Annotated in this window: 4 protein-coding genes, 2 tRNA genes and 1 pseudogene; 1 reads left to right on the top strand and 6 read right to left on the bottom strand. The window is 72.6% G+C overall.

Annotated elements, in window-relative coordinates:
- The 6 genes from VFQ84_RS04775 to rnd all read right to left on the bottom strand — a co-directional run.
- The coding region (locus VFQ84_RS04775) for a DUF4190 domain-containing protein (RefSeq protein ID WP_325129752.1) at positions 1 to 220 on the bottom strand (220 nt) is incomplete at its 3' end.
- A gap of 18 nt (positions 221 to 238) precedes the next feature.
- Entirely contained in the window at positions 239 to 1,771 is a 1,533-nt protein-coding gene (locus tag VFQ84_RS04780; RefSeq protein WP_325129754.1) for an aldehyde dehydrogenase family protein, read from the bottom strand.
- Between the two features lie 46 nt (positions 1,772 to 1,817).
- Positions 1,818 to 1,894: transfer RNA gene (locus tag VFQ84_RS04785), tRNA-Arg, on the bottom strand.
- An 11-nt stretch (positions 1,895 to 1,905) separates the two neighbouring features.
- The gene (locus VFQ84_RS04790) at positions 1,906 to 2,898 is read right to left on the bottom strand and encodes a homoserine kinase (RefSeq protein ID WP_325129756.1); all 993 of its coding nucleotides are present in this window, start codon (positions 2,896 to 2,898) and stop codon (positions 1,906 to 1,908) included.
- A gap of 119 nt (positions 2,899 to 3,017) precedes the next feature.
- Positions 3,018 to 3,093, bottom strand: a tRNA-Ala gene (locus VFQ84_RS04795).
- Between the two features lie 54 nt (positions 3,094 to 3,147).
- Positions 3,148 to 4,236, bottom strand: a complete 1,089-nt coding sequence (gene rnd / locus VFQ84_RS04800) for a ribonuclease D (protein WP_325129758.1) — start codon at positions 4,234 to 4,236, stop codon at positions 3,148 to 3,150.
- A 93-nt stretch (positions 4,237 to 4,329) separates the two neighbouring features.
- Between rnd and VFQ84_RS04805 the strand changes: the two are divergent.
- A pseudogene (locus VFQ84_RS04805) lies at positions 4,330 to 4,778 on the top strand (hypothetical protein); the annotation flags it as partial.

Genomic DNA, 4,778 nt, shown 5'->3' on the forward strand with positions numbered 1-4,778 from the left:
CCAGGCCGTCGCCTTCCACGTGCTCCGGATCGCGCCGGATCTCGGCGCGCGCCATGTGCCCGGTGATGATCGCCACCACGCTGCCGAGCAGCGGCAGAAGGGTCCAGCCGAGGAGGCCGGTGACCAGGGCGGTCACCGCCAGCGAGCTGGTGCGCCGGCCCGCGGCGGCGGGAGGCGCGGGCGGGGGAGGCGGCGGCGAGTGGGGGGCGTTCTCGTCCATGGCGGTTCCGTGGGTTGGTTACAGGTCGAACTTGATGCCCTGCGCCAGCGGCAACGCGTTCGAGTAGTTGATGGTGTTGGTCTGCCGGCGCATGTAGACCTTCCACGCGTCCGAACCGGACTCGCGGCCACCGCCGGTTTCCTTCTCGCCGCCGAAGGCGCCGCCGATCTCGGCGCCGGAGGTGCCGATGTTGACGTTGGCGATGCCGCAGTCGGAGCCGGCCGCCGACAGGAACTGCTCGGCCGCGCGCAGGTCGGTGGTGAAGATCGACGAGGACAGGCCCTGCGGCACGGCGTTCTGCAGCTCGATCGCCTCGTCCAGGGTCGAGTACTTCATCACGTACAGGATCGGCGCGAAGGTCTCGGTCTGCACGACCTCGGCGCTGTTGGCCAGGCCGGTGACGATCGTCGGCAGCACGAAGTTGCCCGGGCGGTCGATGCGGGCGCCGCCGGTCTCGATGGTGCCGCCGCTGGCCTTGGCCTTGGCGACGGCGTCGAGGTAGGCGTCCACGGCATCGGAGCTGTTGAGCGGGCCCATCAGGTTGGCCGGGTCGGTCGGGTCGCCGATCTTCTTCTCGACTTGCTTGTAGGCCGCGACCAGCTTGGCCAGCACGTCGGCGTAGATCGACTCGTGCACGAACAGGCGGCGGGTGGTGGTGCAGCGCTGGCCGGCGGTGCCGACGGCGCCGAAGGCGATCGCCGGGATCGCCAGCTTCAGGTCGGCGCTGGGGTCGACGATGATGGCGTTGTTGCCGCCCAGCTCCAGCAGGCTGCGGCCCATGCGGCGGGCGACGCGCTCGCCGACCATGCGGCCGACCTTGGTGGAACCGGTGAAGCTGACCAGCGCGATGCGCTTGTCGTCGACGAAGGACTGCGCCAGGTCGGTGCCGCCGTCGTTGAACAGGAAGAAGATGTCCGGGAAGCCGCCGGCGCGCAGGGCCTCGTTGCAGATCTTCATCGAGGCGATCGCCGACAGCGGCGTCTTGGGCGAGGGCTTCCAGATGCAGATGTCGCCGCAGATGCCGGCCACGAAGGCATTCCAGGCCCAGACCGCGACCGGGAAGTTGAAGGCCGAGATGATGCCCACCAGGCCCAGCGGCTGGTACTGCTCGTACATGCGGTGGCCCGGGCGCTCGGAGTGCATGGTCAGGCCGTAGAGCTGGCGCGAGAGGCCGACGGCGAATTCGCCGATGTCGATCATCTCCTGCACCTCGCCGTCGCCTTCCGGCTTGGACTTGCCCATTTCCAGCGCCACCAGCGAACCCAGCGCGTCCTTGTGCTTGCGCAGCGCGTCGGCGCACAGGCGGATGGCTTCGCCGCGCTTGGGCGCCGGGGTGGTGCGCCAGACCTTGAAGGCGGCCTGGGCGCGCTCGACGATCAGGTCGTAGTCGGCCTGCGAGGAGGCGTGGACCTTGCCCAGCACTTCGCCGTTGCTCGGGTTCACCGGCTCGATGACGCCGGCGTCGCGGGTCTTGGACCACTCGCCTTGGCCGAGGTAGGTGCCGGATTCGACCTCGGACAGGCCGAGCGCGGTGAGGACGGGATGGGTCATGGACAGCTCCAGGTGCGGTGGGCCGACGGGCGGCCAAGAAGAAAGATGGCGGCCCCGATACGATTCGAACGTACGACCTTCCCCTTAGGAGGGGGACGCTCTATCCAGCTGAGCTACGGGGCCAAGCCGGCGAATTATCGCAGAAACCCCGGGCCGGCCCCACTGTCGGCGCCGGGGGGCAGCAGCGCGGCCGCGGGGCCGTCCAGCGGCGAGACGAAGACGTCGCTGCCGAGCCCGGCGCCGGCGAAGGCGGTGCGCATGGCCGCCGCCGCGGCCCGGGCCGTGGCGGCGTCCTCGCACCAGGCGAACACGCTGGGACCCGCCCCGGAGAGGCTGGCGCCCATCGCGCCGGCGTCCAGCGCCGCCTGCTTCACCGCCGCGAAACCCGGCACCAGCGGCGCCCGCCGCGGTTCCACCAGCGCATCGCGCAGTCCCGCGCGCACCAGCGCGGCATCGCCGCGCTCGCAGCCCAGCAGCACCTGCGAAAGATTCGCGGTCTGCTGCACCAGCGCCGCCAACGGGTAGGGCGCGGCGAGCACCTCGCGCGCGCGCAGGGTTTCGAGCACGAAGTGCGGATGCACCAGCGCGCAGTGCCAGGCCGCCGGCGGCGACAGCCGCAGCAGCCGATCGGGGGTCGCCAGCACCAGCCCGCCCAGCAGCATGGGCCCGACGTTGTCGCCGGTGCGGGCGCCGCTGGCCACCGACTCGCCGGCCAGCGCGTGTGGATAGAGCGCTTCGCGCGGCAGCGGCACCTCCAGCAGCGCGTTGGCCGCCACCAGGGCGGCGACGCAGGACGCGGCCGAGCCGCCCATGCCCGAGCCCAGCGCGATGCCCTTGTCGAGCGTGAGTTCGAAGCCGAAGCCCGGCGCCTGCGCGGCGAGCAGCGACAGCAGCGCGGCGCCGGCGGTGTTGGCTTCGGGTTCGCGCGGCAGGTCGGTCACCACGCCGCGGATCGCGCTTATGCGCACGCCGGGAGCCTCGGTGCGGCGCACGGTGGCGATGTCGCCGGCGCCGGCCACGCTGTGGCCCAGCAGGTCGAAGCCGACCGCGACATTGCCCACCGAGGCGGGCGCGAAGGCACGGGCGCTCGGCGGCGGGAAGGGATCAGGAGAGGGGCTGGGGCTCACGCGGGCGGGGCTCGGCGGCGGGGTCGTCATCGTGCCCGAGTCGCGCGACGCGCGACGCGGGCGCATCCGGGGCGTGAAAAAGAGAAAGGCCGGACACAGGGTCCGGCCTTTCGGAAACATGGTGGAGAGGATGGGGATCGAACCCACGACCTCATCGATGCGAACGATGCGCTCTCCCAGCTGAGCTACCCCCCCACAGAAGGTCCGGGAATTATACGGATGCGATGTCGCCGTGGCTAGCCGTCCGCGTCAGGTCGTCGGGATCAGCGGCGCCAGCACCGGCTCGAGCAGTTCGCGGCGCCAGCCGGCCAGCGCCGGCGGCCAGCCGCGTCCCTCCAGCAGTGCCTCGAGGTGGCGGCGCGCGCACAGCAGGCCCTCGGGCAGGCCCTGGGCCTGCGCGACGGCGGCCACGGCATCCTGCATGGCCCGCACCTTGTGCTTGTCCAGCAGCTCGGTCTTGAGCAGCGGGATGGCGAGGTCCTCGGCGTCCAGCGGGGCGTTCACCGCATCGAACAGCGCGCCGCGCGCCTTGCGCGGCGCCTTGGGGTGGCGGTCCAGGACGGCGTTGAACTCGCCCTGGTCCGACGGCGGGCGACGCGCCAGCGCCACGGCCAGCTCGTTGTCGATGATCCAGCTCTTGGGCTTGTCGCTGCGCCGCGCCTCGAGGTCGCGCCAGCGCAGGATCCGGCACAGGCGGGCCTGGCCTTCGGCGTCCAGGCCCTGGGCGCTGCGCAGGGCCAGGTGCGGCCAGGGATCGTCGCTTTCGTCGGCGGCGCCGGCCAGCGCGCGCTCGGCATCGGCCACCCGCCATGGGTGGCGACCCAGTTCGCTGAGCTTGGCGTCGAGCAGGGCGTGCACCGCATGCAGGTGGCGGACGTCATCGGCCGCGTATTCGCGCTGCGCTTCGCTGAGCGGCCGGCGCAGCCAGTCCGAGCGGGTTTCGCCCTTGGCCAGGGTGATGCCGGTGACCTGTTCCACCAGCTTCTGGTAGCCCAGGCCCGCGCCCAGGCCCGCGAGGGCCGCGGCGACCTGGGTGTCGAACAGGGGTGCCGGCAGGGCGGCGCAGCCACGCTGCAGCGCCTGCAGGTCCTCGCTGGCGCTGTGCATCAGCTTGGTCACGGCCGGGTCCACCAGCAGCGGGCGCAGCGCGGCGTCCATCCCGGGCACCAGCGGATCGACCAGCAGGATGTCGTCGGGAATGGCCAGCTGCACCAGGGCCAGCTGCGGGTAATAGGTGCGTTCGCGGATGAACTCGGTGTCCAGGGCCACCAGGGGCTGGCCGGACCAGCGGTCGAGGCGTTCGGAGAGGGCTTGCGGGGAATCGATCCAGAGGCTCAAGGTCGGGGACTGCGGTTGCCAGAAGCCGGCACCTTAGCCTAACTTCGGGCCGACCACGCTCCCCCGGCCCGTCCCGGGCGCCCCCGAGTACCCATGAAGCCCATGCCCAGCCACCCGTCCCCGGCCTTGCCCCTGGCCGTCGTCCTGCTCGCCGCCTGCGGCCTGCTGGCGGCCTGCGGCGGCAGCGATGCGCCCGCGACGGCGACCGCTCCGGCGAGCCCGGAGACCGTGGATCCGACCGAGCTCGAAGCCAACATCGACATCGAGGAGGCCGCGCCCGGCCCGGCCCCCGAACTGCCGGCCTGGTCACCGGCGATCGCCCCGGTGGCGCCGGCGCAGTTCCGCGAGACGCTGCGTGCGGCCGGCGTCGCGATCGAGGAAGGCCGGCTGGTGGCGGCGCTGTCGGCCCCACCCGCGGCCTCCGCCGCGGCGTCGGCCGCGACGCCGGATCCCGGATCGGCGCCCGGCGCGGGCGCAGCGCCTGCCGACGCCGACGCGCCCGAGCCCGGCGCGCTGGAGCTTTACCTGGGCATCCTGGCCAC

Source organism: Arenimonas sp. (assembly GCF_035721105.1).
GTDB lineage: Bacteria > Pseudomonadota > Gammaproteobacteria > Xanthomonadales > Xanthomonadaceae > Arenimonas.